This is a genomic window from Amycolatopsis sp. 3B14, from assembly GCF_050958625.1.
Taxonomy (GTDB): domain Bacteria; phylum Actinomycetota; class Actinomycetes; order Mycobacteriales; family Pseudonocardiaceae; genus Amycolatopsis_E; species Amycolatopsis_E thermoflava.
Genome location: NZ_JBHZEN010000069.1, coordinates 14,686 through 26,774, shown reverse-complemented (window position 1 = coordinate 26,774; position 12,089 = coordinate 14,686). Strand labels below are relative to the sequence as shown.

13 protein-coding genes are annotated in these 12,089 nt (G+C 72.4%); 4 read left to right on the top strand and 9 right to left on the bottom strand.

The annotated features are described in order from the left end of the window. Positions 1-10: 10 nt before the first annotated feature. From ACCP09_RS33800 to ACCP09_RS33785, 4 genes are read right to left on the bottom strand one after another with little or no spacing between them, the layout of a single operon-like run. Entirely contained in the window at positions 11-1,063 is a 1,053-nt protein-coding gene (locus ACCP09_RS33800; RefSeq protein ID WP_433752814.1) for a branched-chain amino acid ABC transporter permease, read from the bottom strand. Between the two features lie 2 nt (positions 1,064-1,065). Then, entirely contained in the window at positions 1,066-1,944 is an 879-nt protein-coding gene (locus ACCP09_RS33795; protein WP_433752812.1) for a branched-chain amino acid ABC transporter permease, read from the bottom strand. Next, positions 1,944-2,651: an ABC transporter ATP-binding protein gene (locus tag ACCP09_RS33790; RefSeq protein ID WP_027931517.1), complete on the bottom strand. Its 708-nt coding sequence runs from the start codon at positions 2,649-2,651 to the stop codon at positions 1,944-1,946. Before ACCP09_RS33790 ends, ACCP09_RS33795 begins: the two co-directional genes overlap by 1 nt. Beyond that, complete coding sequence (locus ACCP09_RS33785; protein WP_433752810.1) at positions 2,644-3,423, bottom strand: ABC transporter ATP-binding protein; 780 nt, start codon at positions 3,421-3,423, stop codon at positions 2,644-2,646. Before ACCP09_RS33785 ends, ACCP09_RS33790 begins: the two co-directional genes overlap by 8 nt. A gap of 220 nt (positions 3,424-3,643) precedes the next feature. Here ACCP09_RS33785 and ACCP09_RS33780 point away from each other — a divergent pair, with 220 nt between their 5' ends. Beyond that, complete coding sequence (locus tag ACCP09_RS33780; protein ID WP_433752808.1) at positions 3,644-5,689, top strand: DUF6351 family protein; 2,046 nt, start codon at positions 3,644-3,646, stop codon at positions 5,687-5,689. Then, positions 5,689-6,891, top strand: a complete 1,203-nt coding sequence (locus ACCP09_RS33775) for an FAD-binding protein (RefSeq protein WP_433752806.1) — start codon at positions 5,689-5,691, stop codon at positions 6,889-6,891. The genes ACCP09_RS33780 and ACCP09_RS33775 overlap by 1 nt, the downstream gene beginning before the upstream one ends. On the opposite strand, the gene ACCP09_RS33770 is transcribed toward ACCP09_RS33775, so the two are convergent. From ACCP09_RS33770 to ACCP09_RS33755, 4 genes are read right to left on the bottom strand one after another with little or no spacing between them, the layout of a single operon-like run. After that, complete coding sequence (locus ACCP09_RS33770; protein WP_378332685.1) at positions 6,888-7,280, bottom strand: hypothetical protein; 393 nt, start codon at positions 7,278-7,280, stop codon at positions 6,888-6,890. The genes ACCP09_RS33775 and ACCP09_RS33770 overlap by 4 nt on opposite strands. Positions 7,281-7,313: 33 nt before the next feature. Further along, positions 7,314-7,637, bottom strand: coding sequence for a roadblock/LC7 domain-containing protein (locus tag ACCP09_RS33765; protein WP_027931521.1), 324 nt, complete (start codon positions 7,635-7,637; stop codon positions 7,314-7,316). Positions 7,638-7,658: 21 nt separating this feature from the next. After that, a complete protein-coding gene (locus ACCP09_RS33760; RefSeq protein WP_051362738.1) occupies positions 7,659-8,261 on the bottom strand; it encodes a hypothetical protein in 603 nt (200 codons plus the stop codon). Between the two features lie 10 nt (positions 8,262-8,271). Then, a complete protein-coding gene (locus tag ACCP09_RS33755; protein WP_433752803.1) occupies positions 8,272-9,465 on the bottom strand; it encodes an MFS transporter in 1,194 nt (397 codons plus the stop codon). A 92-nt stretch (positions 9,466-9,557) separates the two neighbouring features. Between ACCP09_RS33755 and ACCP09_RS33750 the strand changes: the two genes are divergently transcribed. Further along, positions 9,558-10,553: a LysR family transcriptional regulator gene (locus tag ACCP09_RS33750; protein ID WP_433752801.1), complete on the top strand. Its 996-nt coding sequence runs from the start codon at positions 9,558-9,560 to the stop codon at positions 10,551-10,553. On the opposite strand, the gene ACCP09_RS33745 is transcribed toward ACCP09_RS33750, so the two are convergent. After that, entirely contained in the window at positions 10,478-10,882 is a 405-nt protein-coding gene (locus tag ACCP09_RS33745; RefSeq protein ID WP_433752799.1) for an ATP-binding protein, read from the bottom strand. The genes ACCP09_RS33750 and ACCP09_RS33745 overlap by 76 nt on opposite strands. A 194-nt stretch (positions 10,883-11,076) precedes the next feature. On the opposite strand from ACCP09_RS33745, the gene ACCP09_RS33740 reads away from it, so the two are divergent. Then, positions 11,077-12,087: an iron-siderophore ABC transporter substrate-binding protein gene (locus ACCP09_RS33740; RefSeq protein ID WP_433752797.1), complete on the top strand. Its 1,011-nt coding sequence runs from the start codon at positions 11,077-11,079 to the stop codon at positions 12,085-12,087. Positions 12,088-12,089: the final 2 nt, after the last annotated feature.

Sequence of the window (12,089 nt, the reverse complement as noted above, 5' to 3'; positions counted from 1 at the left end):
CTCGTCTCCTTCAGTTCTTCCGGTTACGGCGGAGCAGGCGGCCGATCCGGCGCACCCCGGACTGGATGCCGCCGGGGAAGGCCAGGATGACCAGGATCAGCACCAGTCCATAGAGGACCAGCGGGATGTTGGCGTAGACCGCGCGCGGCAGGTCGGCCTGCTGCGCGAGGTCGGTCGACCAGTTCGGCAGCAGCGTCACGATCACCGCGCCGTACACCGCGCCGGCGAGGCTGCCGAGCCCGCCCAGCACGGCTGCGGTGAGCAGGGACAGCGACAGGGCCAGCGTGAACGCCCCCGGTGCGGCCAGGTTGTTGACGATCGCGAACAGGCCGCCGGCCAGTCCGGCGCACCCGGCGCTGACGCAGAACGCGAGGATCTGGGTTCGGGCGACGTGCACGCCGGACAGGGCCGCGGCGTCCTCGTCCTCGCGCACCAGCCGCATGTCGCGGCCGAGGCGGCTGCGGCTGAGGTTGGCCAGCAGGAACAACACGACCACCAGGCAGATCCCGCAGATCCAGGACTGCCACCGTTCCAGCGGGAACGTCTCGCCCAGCGACAGCGGCGGCACCGGCGGGCTGACGATCAGGCCGTTCGCGCCGCCCAGCAGGTCACGCAGGTCGTGGTAGTCGGCCAGCGACGGCAGCCCGACGGCCAGCGCGAGCGTCGCGCCCGCCAGGTACGGCCCGCGCAGCCGCGCCGCGGCGACCCCGACCAGCGTGCCGACCAGCGCGGTGCCCGCGGTCGCGACCACCAGCACCGGCGCCAGGCTCCACTCGGCGTTCTCCAGCAGCAGCGCGGCGGTGTAGGCGCCGACCGCGACGAACGCACCGTGCCCGAGCGAGATCTGTCCACTGAGGCCGGACAGCACCGTGAGGCCGGCGACCGCGATAGCCGTGTAGGCGATCTGGGCCAGCTGCAGGTTCGCGAACGGGTCCAGCGCGATCGACAGCAGCCAGAACCCGAGCAGCCCGAGCACCGCCCAGCACGCGTGACGCAGCAAAGTGGACCGTCGCCACAGCGGCGCCCTGGACGCTTCCAGCTGGGGCGTCTGCGTTTCCGTCATCGTCATACCCGCCGCCTCGCTCCCGCGCCGAACAACCCGTGCGGCCGCACCATCAGCACCACGATGAGCACGACCAGCGCGCCCAGCGTCACGATGTCCGGGCCCAGGTAGCCCGAGACGAAACTGAGCACCAGGCCCAGCGCGACCCCGCCGACGACCGCGCCCGGCGGGCTGTCCAGTCCGCCGATCACGGCTGCGGTGAACCCGAACACCAGCACCGCGTCGAACGCCGTCGGGCTGACGAACGTGCTCGGTGCGATCAGCACCCCGGCGACCGCGCCGACCACCGCGGCCAGCGCCCAGCCGACGGTCAGCATCCGGCCGACGCGCACCCCCAGCAGCCGGGCCACCTCCGGCGCGAACGCCGTCGCGCGCATCCGCAGGCCCGCCGAGGTCCGGCGGAACACCACCGCCAGCACCACCATCACGGCGAGCACCACGCCGACGATCCACAAGTCGTTGGGCGAGAAGAGGATCTGCCGCCCGCCCACCTGGAACCCGGCGATGGAGAACGCGGGCGGGTAGGACTGCGGGGTGCCGCCGAACACCATCCCGGCGATGCCCTGCAGCCCGACCAGCAGGCCGAACGTGACCACCACCGCGTCCAGCGGCGGCCGCTTCGCTACCGGCCGGATCAGCACCCGTTCCACGACGGCGCCGAGCACCAGCCCGGCGGCGATCGCGACGGCCAGCGCCAGCCAGTAGGACCCGCCGTGGCTGACCACGGTGTAGCCGAGGAACGTGGTGATCATCATCATTCCGCCCTGCGCGAAGTTCACGATTCGCGTGGAGCGCCAGATCAGCACCAGGGCCAGCGCGACCGCGGCGTACACCGCGCCGCTGGTCAGCCCGGCGAGCGTCAAGTCGAGGAACCGTCCCATCACATCTCCAGGTAGGCCCGGCGGACCCGGTCGTCGGCGGCCAGCCGGGCGGCTTCGTCGTCGGCGACCTTGCGGCCGACGTTGAGCACGACGGCGCGGTCGGCCACCGACAGCGCCGTGCCCGCGTTCTGCTCGACCAGCAGCAGGGTCAGGCCGGTTTCGGCGCGCAGGCGGCGCAGCGTCGCGACGATCTGCGCCGCGGTCCGCGGCGCGAGGCCCAGCGAGGGCTCGTCCAGCAGCAGCAGGTCGGGACGGCTCATCAGGGCGCGCCCGATCGCGAGCATCTGCCGCTCGCCGCCGGACAGCGTCTCCGCGCGCTGGTGCCGCCGCTGTTCGAGCGGCGGGAACAACTCGAACATGCGCGCCACGCCGGTGCGCAGCCACGCCCGGTCCCGCCGCCACAGCCCGCCGAGGCGCAGGTTCTCCTCGACCGTCAGCTCGACGATCACGCCACGCCCCTCGGGCACGTGCGCAACGCCGAGCCGGACCAGGTCCTCCGGGCCGTGCCGGGTGATGTCCCGGTCGTTCAGGCGCACCGAACCGGATTTCGGCCGCAGCAGCCCGGACAACGAGCGCAGCAGCGTCGTCTTGCCCGCGCCGTTCGCGCCGAGCACCGCGGTGATCGAGCCGCGCTCGACCGTCAGGTCGATGTCGTGCAGCGCGCGCACCGGCCCGTACTCGGCGACCAGGCCGCTGACCTCAAGCATCGGCCGCCACCGCCTCGCCGAGGTAGGCGCGCTGCACGGCCGGGTCCTCCCGCACCTGCGCGGGCGTGCCGGTGGCGATCACCTCGCCGAAGTCCAGCACGACGAGCCGGTCGCAGAGGTTCATCACGAACTCCATGTGGTGCTCGACGAGCATGACGGTGGTGCGCTGGCGCAGCCCGCGCACGATGTCGGCGAGCTCGGTGATCTCGGTGGCGGACAGGCCGGCCGCGGGCTCGTCGAGCAGCAGCAGGCGCGGTTCGCTGATCAGCGCGCGGGCCAGGGCCACGCGTTTGCGGATGCCGTAGGGCAGGCTCGCGCACGGCCGCTGCGCGGCGTCGGCGATGCCGAACTGCTCGAGCATGCCCATCGCCTGGTCCCGCAGCCGCAGCTCGTACCGCTCGGCCCACGGCGAAGCCAGCAGCGCGCCGACCGGGCCGGTGCGCGAGCGGTGGGGCGCGCCGGCGGCGACGTTGTCCAGCGCGCTGAGGTTGGGGAACAACCCGAGGCCCTGCAGGGTGCGGGCGATCCCCAGCCGCGTGAGCCGGTGCGGGCGGGGCAGGAGACGGCGGCCGTCGAACGACAGGGCGCCGGAGTCCGGGCGGACGAACCCGCAGATCGTGTTGAACAGGGTCGTCTTGCCCGCGCCGTTGGGACCGATGACGCCGAGCACCTCCGCTTCGGCCACTTCGAGCGAGACCGCCTGGAGGACCCGCAATCCGCCGAAGGACACGTTCAGCTCGTCCACTCGTAGCAACGGGGCTTGCTGCGCCATTTCTCGCGACCACCGCCTCTTCGCAGGTGTGCAAAAACAGAATCAGGTTCGGTTCGGAGGGACCGTACACAGCCTGGCGCGTCTTGCACAGCCCCTTCGGACAATCAGCTCAAGCGTGATCGAACAGAACCCAGTTCTGGACTTTTGCGGTGACCAGACAGCGTGCTATACCCGATGCGGGCGCCACGACGAGGTGGCGCACGAGCCTGGGGGTGCTCCCTTGCTGCGTGCACTGGTGCTGACCGCCGCGTGTGCGGCCTCGCTGCTCACCGTTCCGGCGGCGGTCGCGGCGCCGCCGCGGCTGACCGTCGAATCCGTCTCCAACCCGCACCCCGACCTGGTCAGCGGCGGGCAGGTGCTGGTGCGGGTCCCGGCGGCGCGGGGCGTCCGGGTGACGGCGAACGGCCGTGACGTCACCGGCGAGTTCAAGCAGACCGGCGACACCCTGCTCGGCCTGGTCGGCGGCCTGCGCGACGGGACGAACGAGATCGTCGCGAGCGCGCCGGGCCGGGGACGCGCGAGCCTGCGGGTGACCAACCACCCGATCACCGGGCCGGTGTTCTCCGGACGGCAGCAGGAGCCGTTCTACTGCGAGACGCAAGCCTACGGGCTGCCGGCCGCGACGCCGCCGTTGTGCAGCGCGCCCACCCAGGTGAGTTACCAGTACCGCACGACCGGCGGGCAGTTCCGGCCGCTGGCCGATCCGGCGTCCCGGCCCGCGGATCTCGCTTCGCTCAACGGAATGCCCTACATCGTGCGGGTGGAGCGCGGCACGATCGACCGCGCCGTCTACGAAATCGCCGCGCTGACCGACGGGACCGCGCCGTCACCGTTCACTGTGGAGCGTGGTTGGAACGAGCGGCTCGTCTACTCCTTCGGCGGCGGCTGCAATTCCGGGTACCACCAGGGCGCGTCGACCGGCGGGGTGCTGAACGACCTGTTCCTGTCGCAGGGGTACGCGGTGGCCTCGTCGAGCCTGAACGTGCTGGACAACAACTGCAGCCCGATCATCTCCGCGGAGGCGGCGATGATGGTCAAGGAGCACTTCACCGAAACCTACGGGCCGGTGCGGCACACCATCGGCTGGGGCGGGTCCGGCGGCGCGATCCAGCAGTACGACATCGCCGAGAACTACCCGGGCATCCTGGACGGCATCATTCCCGGCATCTCCTACCCGGACCCGCTGAGCACGGCCGGGCCGGTCTCGGACTGCCGCATGCTCAACCGGTACTTCGCCGGCGCGGGCAGCTCGTTCACGCCGGAGCAGCGGCTCGCGGTGGCCGGGTTCCACACCTACAGCACGTGCGTGTCGTGGGAGCAGACGTTCGCCAACCGCGCGACGGCGACCGGCAGCTGCACCCCGCTGCTGCCGGTATCCGAGCGCTGGGATCCGGTGTCCAATCCGGACGGTGTCATCTGCAACTCCAACGAGCAGCTGGTGAACCAGCTCGGGCGTGATCCGCGGACCGGGTTCGTGCGCAGCACACTGGACAACACGGGGGTGCAGTACGGCCTGTCGGCGCTGCGGGCCGGGCAGATTTCGGCGGCGCAGTTCGTGGACCTGAACGCCGCCATCGGCGGGCTCGACTACACGGGCGCCCCGGTGCCGGCGCGGAGCGCGGCCGATCCGAAGGCGTTGTCGGCGGCCTACCGGTCCGGGGTGTTCAACTCGGCGTCCCTGGGGTTGCGCACCACGCCGATCATCGACCAGCGCACGGATCTCGACCTGGCCGGGTTCGGCGCCGACATCCACACCACGGAGTGGTCGTTCGTGATGCGGGAGCGGTTGCGGCGCAGCGGGGCGGCGGACAACCAGGTGATCATCGCGAGCCGCCCGGCGGACGCCGCGGTCGCGGCGGCTTACGAGCTGGACGCGATGGACCGCTGGCTGACGGCGATCGGGAACGACCGGTCGGGGCGCGGCGCGCAGCAGAAGGTGGTCGCGAACCGCCCCGCGGACCTGGGCGACGGGTGCTACGTGTCGGCGACCGAGCGCGTGCGGGAGCGGCTGACCTACCCGTCGAGCGGGCGGTGCGGTGCGCTGTTCCCGGTCGCGGCGAACACGCGTCTGGTCGCCGGGTCCGGGCTCGCCATGGACGCGCTGAAATGCCGCCTGAAGCCGGTGGACTTCCGCGACTACCTGCCGGTCACGTTCACCCGGGAGGAGCAGCAGCGGTTGCGGGCGGCGTTCCCGGACGGGGTGTGCGACTGGAGCAAGCCCGGGGTGGGCGCGCGGACGCCCGCCGGGGTCTGGCAGCGGTATTGATGACCGCGTCCGCCGACTTCGGGCGCCTGGTCCGGCGACGGCCGTCCGCGGTGCTGCGGCCGCGCTCGGCCGGGGAGGTCGGCGAGATCGTTCGCACCGCGGCGGCGGACGGGGTGCCGGTCGCGGCGCGGGGACGGGGCCATTCCGGGTACGGGCAGGCGCTGACCGACGGTGTCGTGGTCGACATGTCATCGCTCGCCGCGGTGCACGAGGTCGCCGAGGACCGGATCGTGGTGGACGCGGGCGCCGGCTGGGACGCGGTGCTCGCGGCGGCGTGGGAGCGCGGCCGCACGCCGCCGGTGCTGACCGACTACCTGCGGTTGTCGGTGGGCGGCACGTTGTCGGTGGGCGGGATCGGCGGGACGAGTTTCCGGCACGGGCTGCAGACCGACACGGTGGTCGCGCTGGAGGTCGTCACCGGGGACGGGGTGGTGCGGACGTGCGGCCCCGGGGACGAGTTGTTCGCCGCGGTGCTGGGCGGGCTGGGCCAGTGCGGGATCATCACGCGCGCCACGCTGCGGCTGGTCGCCGCGCCGCCGCGGATCAGCCGGCACGAGGTGGACTACGACACGGTGGCGGCCGCGGCGGCGGACCAGGTGCGGTTCGTCGAGGAGGGGCGGTTCGACTTCGTGCAGGGCCAGGTCCGCTTCGGCGAGGCGGGCAGGCGGGTGTTCCTGGAGACGGCTGCGTACTCCGGCGGGGATCTGTCCTACGTGGAGTTCCAGCACCGGCTGGACGCCGCCGAGGCGCTGCTGACCGGGACCGGCGCGTGGTTCCACCCGCACCCGTGGTGGAACTGCTTCCTGCCCGCGTCGGCCGCCGTGGGGTTCCTGACCGTGCTGGTGGAGCGGCTGACGCCGGCGGACCTCGGGCCGGCCGGGTGCGTGTTGTTCTACCCGGTGTTCACCGGCCAGGTGCACGCGCCGCTGGTCCGCCTGCCAGCCGAGCGGATCGCTTTTCTCGTGGCGATCCTGCGCTTTCCGCCGGACGACGCCGGCCTGGTCGCCCGGCAGGTCGCCGAGAACCGCCGGCTGTACGAGGAGGCACGCGACCTGGGCGGGTTCACCTATCCGGTCGGCGCGATCCCCTTCACCCAGGCGGATTGGCGCCACCACTTCGGTTCGCGGTGGCCCTCGCTGCGCGATTGGAAGGCGCGGTACGACCCGGCCGGCATGCTGACCCCGGGGCCCGGGATCTTCTAGCGCCCGGCCAGTTTTTCCGCCAGCCGCGCCAGGCCGCCGCGGATCATGCGCCCGTAGCCGTCGTCCTGGAGGGTGTCGGTGACGGCCTCCGCCGCGGCGAGGTGCTCGCGTGCCTTGGCGAGGTCGCCGAGGCGGTGGTAGACGTCCGCGAGGTTCAGGTGCAGGGACGGGAAGAACCCGTGCACCTCGGCGGGATCCGCGGCCTGCGCGACTTCGAGCGCGCGGAGGTCCCAGAGCAGCTCGTCGCGCGGCTCGTCCTGCCGGTCGGCGAGGAAGTGCGCCGCGGCGCAGCGGTCGACGGCCGAGCCCTCCTCCCAGAGCCGCAACAGGATGCGCCGCGCCTCGGCGGGTTCCTTCGTCATCGCCAGGGCGAGTTCTTCTCTCGACATGCCCCCACGATGCGCCTTCAAGCAACTGAAAGGTCAAGCGGCGCCGGGAGCGAGTTTCGCGATGACCTCATCGAGAGCCGCCTCGGCGGTGGCCAGCGCGAGCCGCTCTTGGTCGTTCCACGGGAGGACCACCAGGGCGATCCGGTCGCACCTCACGACGACCTGCCGGGACGCCCCGCCGTCCAGGACGTTGCTCACCCGTAGCGCCAGGCTTTGCAGCACCGCGGCCATCGAGGCCAGGTACTCGGCGTCGGTGGGGTCCAGGCCGGCCGAGTGGTCCAGCACCAGACCGTCGGCGGTGAGCAGCACCGCGTGCCGCACCTGTGGGAGTTCGCGAACGAGACCTTCGAGGATCACGTGCCGATAGTGCTGGCCCCCTCACGGTGAGCTTTCACGCGGACGCACCATGGCGTGGTGTATCGCGGCAGCCGCGGCCTGCGGATCGTCGGCGTAGAACTTGATCACCCGCGCCTCGCCTGGCCGGCCCAGCGGGCGGGTGAAGGCGACCGGGCGGCTCAGCTCGAGCACCACGTTCGTCTGCCAGGACAGTGCCACCGTGAACGTCTCGCCGTCCAGGTCGAACCCCCGCCTGCCCGAGTGGTCCTCGCTCCGGGCGCGTACGCCCGCGATGGCGCTCACCGGGACCCGCACGTCGAGGAACGCGCCGTAGCGCACGCGGACCTCGTCCGCCGACACCGAGTGCGGGTACACGACGATCGAACAGAGCAGGCCGACCACCATCAGCAGCGAGTACAGCTCGACGGCCGCCAGGACGAGGTGCACCACGAGCCCGAACCCGACCAGCGCGAACAGCAGGCCCTCGACCACGGTCAGCACGACGAACACGACGAGCAGCGGCCGCTGCGCCCGCGAATAACCCACCGCGACGGCTCCCGGCGCAAGCGCTTTCCGGCGCCGCAACCCGAGCCCGATGGACGCGAACAGACGGCGCTCGTTGCGCAGGTAGTGCCGGACCCCCATGATCCCGACGTTACCCGTCGGACTCGAAACCGCGTCGTGGCAGCAGCAGTGGCGTGCCGAGCAGCAGCACCCCGGAAACCGTGATCGCGCACAGCGGGCTCGTCAGCGTCCCCAGCACGCCCCACCCCGCCATCAGCCCGGCCTGCAGCAGCTTGCTGCTCACGCTCCACGTGCTGAGCACCCGCGCGGCGTGGTCCGACGGCGTGCGGTGCAGCCGTTCCGTCGCGTGGATCGGGTTGAAGACGCCCATGCAGGTGATCAGCAAGGCCTCCACGACGATCACCGTGACGAGCCCCGCCACGCCGGGGCCCACGAACGCCAGCCCCAGCGGGAAGAGCGACCGCAGCCAGCCGGAGGCGGTCAGCACCCGGTGCCGCCCGTAGCGCCGCGCCAACCGGGCGGACAGCCGGGCGCCCGCGAACCCGCCGAGCGCCGGCACGCCGAACGCCAGCCCGTACTCCCACGCGGAAAACCGGTACTCGCCGAGCAGGAGGACCGCCAGGAGCGGCGTGGTGGCCGTGATCAGGCCGCTGACCAGAATCGAGTTGAGGAACAGCCGCCGCAGCACGGGATCCCGCGCGATCACCCGCCCGCCGGCGAGCAGGTCGGCCACGCGGAACCGCGCGACACGGGGCGCCGCGACATCACCGCCGCGGATGCGGAGCACCCCGAGCGCCGACAGCAGGTAGCTCAGCGCGTCGGCGAGCACCGTCACCACCGGGCCGAGCAGGGCCACCAGCGTGCCCCCGACTGGCGGGCCCGCCGCGGTCGCCACCCAGCTCGTGCCCTCGAACCGCCCGTTCGCCGCGAGCAGCCGCGACCGGGGCACGAGGTGCTTCAGGTACGCGCCGGACGCGGCGGTGAACGCGATGTTCGCGGTCCCGGCGACAACCGACACGACCAGCAACTGGCCGTAGGACAGCACCTCGAAGGCGTATGCCACGGGCACGCTGGCCATCGCGGCGAACCGGGCCAGGTCCATCGCGATCATCACCGGGCGCTTGGGCCGGTGCTCGACCCACCACCCGAGCGGCAGCGCGCACACCGCCGCCGCGGCGAGCCCGGCCGCCTCCAGCAACGACACCGCGAACGCAGGCGCGTGCAGCACCTGCACCGCGATCAGCGGGAACGCCCCGAAGGCGAGCCACGTGCCGTACGTGCTCACCGCGTAGGCCGACCACAGCCGGCGAAGATCGGCTTCCACGCCGCAGATCACACCGGCCAGGGCGGAACCGGATCAAACAACCGGCTCCCGGCGAGCCACAACCGGGAGTTGGCCCTGCTTAGGCTGGCCCGGTGGACACCGAGGCAGTGCGTTCGTTCGTCCGGGCGGCGGAGCTCGGGCAGTTGCAGCACGCGGCCGACGAGCTGGGCGTGACCCAGCAGGCCGTCTCGAAGCGGATCGCCGCGCTGGAGCGCGAGCTGGGGGTCCGCCTGTTCACCCGCACCGCGCGCGGCGTCGAGCTGACCGCGGACGGCCAGGCGTTCCTCCCGCACGCGCGGGGTGTCGTCGCGGGTGTGGACCGCGGCATCGCCGCCGTCCGGCCGGGTTCCCGTGCCCTGCGGATCGACGTCCTCGGCCTGCGCAGCGCACAGGCGGTCGTCCTGCACGACTACTGGCGATCACACCCCGGCACCGAGCTGGACGTGGTGACGCTGCGGGTCGACGACCCCCGCGTGGCAGCGGCCGCCGTGATGTCCGGCGAGGTGGACGCCTCGTTCCGCACCGTCCCCGATCCGGCCGCGCTGCCCGGCGACGTGCGGATGATCCACGTCTTCGACTCCGCGCTGGAACTCCTCGCCGGCCCCCGGCACCCGCTGGCCGACGCCCCGTCGGTGACCCCGGCGGAGCTGCGCGGGCTGCGGATCTGGGTGCCCGGCATCGCGCCGCGCAGCGAATGGGCGGAGTTCTACGACCAGCTGGTCACGGACTTCGGCCTGCGCGTCGACGCGGCGGGCCCGCACTTCGGCGACGAGGTGCTGCTCGCGGCGCTCGCCGGGTCCGCCGAGGTGGCCACGCTGGTGGGGGCACGCGACCGCTACACCTGGCCCGCCCAGTTCGGCCTGCGCCGCATCCCGATCGTGGACCCGGTGCTCGCCTACCCGCTCTCCCTGCTGGTCCCGGCGCACCCGCACCCGGGGCTGCAGCCGGTCCTCGCCCACTTCGCGACCCTGGCGCCACTCCCCGAACCCGTGTGGCGCCCGTCCTGGATCCGTCAGGAAGTCCAGTTCAGGGTCTCGCAGTCGACGAGCGCCCAGACCGTCTTGCCGCCGTCCGCCCGCGGCCGGTAGCCCCACGACCTGGCCAGCTTGTCCACCAGCACCAGGCCCCGCCCGCGCACGGACTTCGGGTTCCCGTCCCCCATCACGGGCGGCGACGGGGAACCGTCGTCGACTTCCACCAGGATGCGGTTCGCGTCCCGGGACAGCCGGATCTGGCCGCTCCCGCCGCCGTGGTCGTACACGTTCGTGAGCAGCTCGGTCGCGATCAGCTGCACCGCGACCACCCGGTCGTCGCCCAGGTCGTCCAGCTCGGCGGCCACCCACCGGCGCACCTGCACCAGCGGCGGCACCGTGTGCGGCAGGTCGAGCACCAATGCGCCCACCGACGCGTCGTCCAATCCCGCTCACCCACGCCCTGTCTGCTCAAAGCGTCACGAGCGATTGTCCCGCTCGCCGAACCGCGGCGTGTCCATGTCACACCCTCCGGCACGGAAACACCAGCCCTGGCCCCCGTGTGATCACGGCCATCTGGACGGCGAACCGAGGCCTACCTAATTTAGGATCGGCTTACCTAATCCGAGAGGCTATCCCCATGCGTTTCCCCCGGCCGCGTGCGCGCGGTTCCCTCCTGGCTCTCCTTCTGGGCGCGGTCCTCGTGCTCGCGGGCTGCGGCTCGTCCGCGGAGCAGAGCGCGACCGAGCCGGCGACCCCGGCGAGCGGTCAGTTCCCGGTCACCATCCCGACCGCGTTCGGCGACGTGACGATCGCGCAGCAGCCCAAGCGGGTCGTCGCGCTCGGGTGGGGTGACGCGGAGGTCGCGCTGACCCTCGGCGTGCAGCCGGTCGGCGCCGCGGACTGGCTGCCGATCGGGGGCGATGGCGTCGCGCCGTGGATGCCGCAGGACAAGCACTACACGACCGCGCCGACGATGCTCGGCACGCTGGAGGTCAGCGCCGAGCAGGTCGCGGCGCTCAACCCGGACCTGATCCTGGACACCCGCGCCAGCGGCGACAAGGCCCGCTACGACCAGCTGGCCGCCCTCGGCGTCCCCGTGCTGAGCATCCCCGCCGGCGGCGAGGCCTACGCGACCACCTGGCAGCAGCAGCTCGACATGATCGGCAAGGCGCTGGGCCGCACCGCCGAGGCCGAGCAGGTGCGCAACGACCTGGACGCCAAGTTCCAGCAGGCCGCCGACGCGCACCCGGAGTTCACGGGCAAGACCGTCGCGGTCGGGGCGAAGATGGCCACCTCCTACGGTGCCTACGTCAACGGCGGCGCGCGCATCGAGTTCATGGAGCGGCTCGGCTTCGCCCAGTCCCCCGCGGTGCAGGCCCTGGCCGGGAAGGACTTCTACATCACCGTCTCGCCGGAGCGGATGGACCTGTTCAACGCCGACCTGACCGTGATCTCGCCGATCGGCATCGACGCGAGCCAGATCGACAGCGACCCGCTGTTCCAGGCGGTGCCCTCGGTCAAGGCCGGGCACGTGGTCGTGCTGTCGGACAAGACGATCTCGCAGGCCTTCGCCAGCGCCACCCCGCTGGGCCTGAGCTACGCGATCGACAAGGTGGTGCCGATGATCACCGAAGCGCTGGCACGCTGACC

Excerpts from the sequence above, each read along its gene's own strand:
- ACCP09_RS33800 (WP_433752814.1), bottom strand. The coding sequence starts at position 1,063 with ATGACGGAAACGCAGACGCCCCAGCTGGAAGCGTCCAGGGCGCCGCTG.
- ACCP09_RS33795 (WP_433752812.1), bottom strand. The coding sequence starts at position 1,944 with ATGGGACGGTTCCTCGACTTGACGCTCGCCGGGCTGACCAGCGGCGCG.
- ACCP09_RS33790 (WP_027931517.1), bottom strand. The coding sequence starts at position 2,651 with ATGCTTGAGGTCAGCGGCCTGGTCGCCGAGTACGGGCCGGTGCGCGCG.
- ACCP09_RS33785 (WP_433752810.1), bottom strand. The coding sequence starts at position 3,423 with ATGGCGCAGCAAGCCCCGTTGCTACGAGTGGACGAGCTGAACGTGTCC.
- ACCP09_RS33775 (WP_433752806.1), top strand. The coding sequence starts at position 5,689 with ATGACCGCGTCCGCCGACTTCGGGCGCCTGGTCCGGCGACGGCCGTCC.
- ACCP09_RS33770 (WP_378332685.1), bottom strand. The coding sequence starts at position 7,280 with ATGTCGAGAGAAGAACTCGCCCTGGCGATGACGAAGGAACCCGCCGAG.
- ACCP09_RS33760 (WP_051362738.1), bottom strand. The coding sequence starts at position 8,261 with ATGGGGGTCCGGCACTACCTGCGCAACGAGCGCCGTCTGTTCGCGTCC.
- ACCP09_RS33740 (WP_433752797.1), top strand. The coding sequence starts at position 11,077 with ATGCGTTTCCCCCGGCCGCGTGCGCGCGGTTCCCTCCTGGCTCTCCTT.